The sequence below is a fragment of the Kluyvera sp. Awk 3 genome (genome assembly GCF_028069715.1).
GTDB classification, from domain to species: domain Bacteria; phylum Pseudomonadota; class Gammaproteobacteria; order Enterobacterales; family Enterobacteriaceae; genus Kluyvera; species Kluyvera georgiana_A.
The window spans coordinates 1-2,095 of sequence record NZ_JANEWH010000261.1 but is presented as its reverse complement, the minus strand read 5'-3'; the positions used below and the strand labels follow the sequence as shown (position 1 = coordinate 2,095).

The following is a 2,095-nucleotide window of genomic DNA, read 5'->3' as shown; positions in this document are numbered from 1 at the left end:
GTATATATAAACAGTATTTATGGTGTATAAAGATGTTCGCCACTTATCTATATAAAGCAGAACAGTCCCTCGAACTGCCATTGTTCCTGGAGCGGATTCCCTGCGGTTTTCCCAGCCCGGCTCAGGACTATGTCGAAGAGAGCCTGGACCTGAATCGGCTGGTGGTCAAGCACCCCAGCGCCACCTATTTTGTGCGTGTTAGCGGTGACTCGATGATTGGCGCGGGTATCGGTGATGGCGATCTGCTGGTTGTTGATCGCTCGTTAAAAGCCGATCACGGCGATATCGTCGTTGCGGCAGTAGCGGGGGAGTTTACGGTTAAAGAGTTGCGAACCCGGCCCTCGCTCCTGCTGGTGCCGCATAACCCGCAGTACAAACCGATTGCTTTTCATGCCGAGGAAGAGTTGCAAATCTTCGGCGTGGTGACGTTCAGTTTAAAAGCGCATAAATATGTTCGCATTGGTTGATGTTAACAATTTCTATGCCTCCTGTGAGACGGTATTTCGCCCTGATTTGGTGGGTAAACCGGTGGTGGTGGTATCCAATAACGATGGCTGCATTATCTCTCGTTCCGCGGAGGCTAAAGCGCTCGGCATTAGCATGGGGGCACCGTATTTTAAAATTAAAAATGAATTGTCTCGCCAGCGGGTAACCGTTTTTAGTTCTAACTACGCACTGTATGCCGATCTCAGCCATCGGGTGATGCAGACATTGATGGATCTTGCTCCCCGTGTGGAGATCTATTCGATTGATGAAGCCTTTATTGAATTGCCCGATGAGGGCTCGTTTGAGGTGTTGGGTCATCAGATACGTGATGCGGTACGAAGAAATACCGGGCTGACGGTTGGGGTGGGTATTGGGCCAACCAAAACGCTGGCGAAGCTGGCGAATCTGGCGGCCAAAACCTGGCGAAAAACCAACGGTGTTGTCGATCTCTGTGCAACGGAGCGCCAGCGTAAATTGCTCTCCTTAATTCCAGCGCATGAAGTCTGGGGCGTTGGAAGACGTACCCGTAAGAAGCTGGAACAGATGGGAATAGAGAGCGCGTTACAGCTTGCGGATAGTTCAACCTGGGTTATTCGCCAGCATTTTAACGTGGTGCTGGAGCGTACGGTACGCGAGCTGCGCGGGGAGTCCTGCCTGGCGTTAGAGGAGTTTGCCCCCACCAAACAGCAGATCATCTTTAGCCGCTCGTTTAGCCATCGCATCACGACATATGACGAGATGCACCAGGTCGTTTGCGCCTATGCCGAACGCGCGGCAGAAAAACTGCGTGCGGAAAGGCAGTACTGCTGTGTGGTCAGCCTGTTTATGCGCACCAGCCCGCATGCGGAGAATGAGACATTTTATGCCCCGCAGGCTAGCGGCAGGTTCATCGTTCCAACCTGTGATACCCGGGATATTATCCGCCTTGCCGTCAGTTCGCTGCAGAGTATCTGGCGCGACGGCTTTCGCTATATGAAAGCCGGGATAATGCTGAGTGATTTTTTCAGCCAGGGCGTTGCGCAGCTCAACCTGTTTGACGCTTTGCCTCCGCGAGCCAATAGCCAGGCGCTGATGCAGGTCATTGACAGTATTAATCACTCCGGTCTGGGCAGTATCGGTTTTGCCGGAAAAGGAATAGAACAGACATGGAGGATGAAGCGAGAAATGCTGTCCCCCAGTTATACGACACGCTACGCGGATCTGCCGGTTGCCCGATGACCAACGCTGCGCTCAGGCAGCCTTGGTGGGCACTCAGCCGAAGGTAGGGTAGACCGGGCGTTCATCCAGCTTGAGACAATGTCTTACCCGTTCTTCACCGTAATAAACATAACCGAATGCATCGGTTGAGATACGGTGCAGCAGCGTATCGCCGTTGGCGAAGGGGATTATTTCAATGTCACCCACGCGCTTATGGCCTGCACCGGTTTCAAAATGGCCTTTCCAGGACTGTTGGGTATGCTCATAGACGTGCAGAATGACTTCTACCAGCCCGCGTTCCGGGCAGTTTAATTTCAATATTGTCGATGAGAAATTGAGCGCATAGCTTTGACAGGGAATAATAACGAGGATAAAAAATAACTTCAGGAAATTCATTGGATTAAATACTTTT

At 51.7% G+C, this 2,095-nt stretch carries 3 protein-coding genes; 2 read left to right on the top strand and 1 reads right to left on the bottom strand.

Annotation, left to right across the window (positions count from 1 at the left end; translation table 11 throughout):
* The first annotated feature begins 32 nt into the window (after positions 1-32).
* Positions 33-467 carry a translesion error-prone DNA polymerase V autoproteolytic subunit gene (umuD, locus tag NNN71_RS24450; RefSeq protein ID WP_163447390.1) on the top strand — a complete coding sequence of 145 codons (435 nt, stop codon included), beginning with the start codon at positions 33-35 and terminating at the stop codon, positions 465-467.
* Positions 451-1,704, top strand: coding sequence for a translesion error-prone DNA polymerase V subunit UmuC (umuC, locus tag NNN71_RS24445; RefSeq protein WP_163447391.1), 1,254 nt, complete (start codon positions 451-453; stop codon positions 1,702-1,704). The genes umuD and umuC overlap by 17 nt, the downstream gene beginning before the upstream one ends.
* A gap of 33 nt (positions 1,705-1,737) precedes the next feature.
* Here the strand turns inward: umuC and NNN71_RS24440 are convergent, their stop codons facing one another.
* Entirely contained in the window at positions 1,738-2,079 is a 342-nt protein-coding gene (locus tag NNN71_RS24440) for a hypothetical protein (protein WP_163447392.1), read from the bottom strand.
* Positions 2,080-2,095: the final 16 nt, after the last annotated feature.

What these genes read in the sequence shown, in the direction of transcription:
- umuC (WP_163447391.1), top strand. Translation starts at nt 451, where the DNA reads ATGTTCGCATTGGTTGATGTTAACAATTTCTATGCCTCCTGTGAGACG.
- umuD (WP_163447390.1), top strand. Translation starts at nt 33, where the DNA reads ATGTTCGCCACTTATCTATATAAAGCAGAACAGTCCCTCGAACTGCCA.
- NNN71_RS24440 (WP_163447392.1), bottom strand. Translation starts at nt 2,079, where the DNA reads ATGAATTTCCTGAAGTTATTTTTTATCCTCGTTATTATTCCCTGTCAA.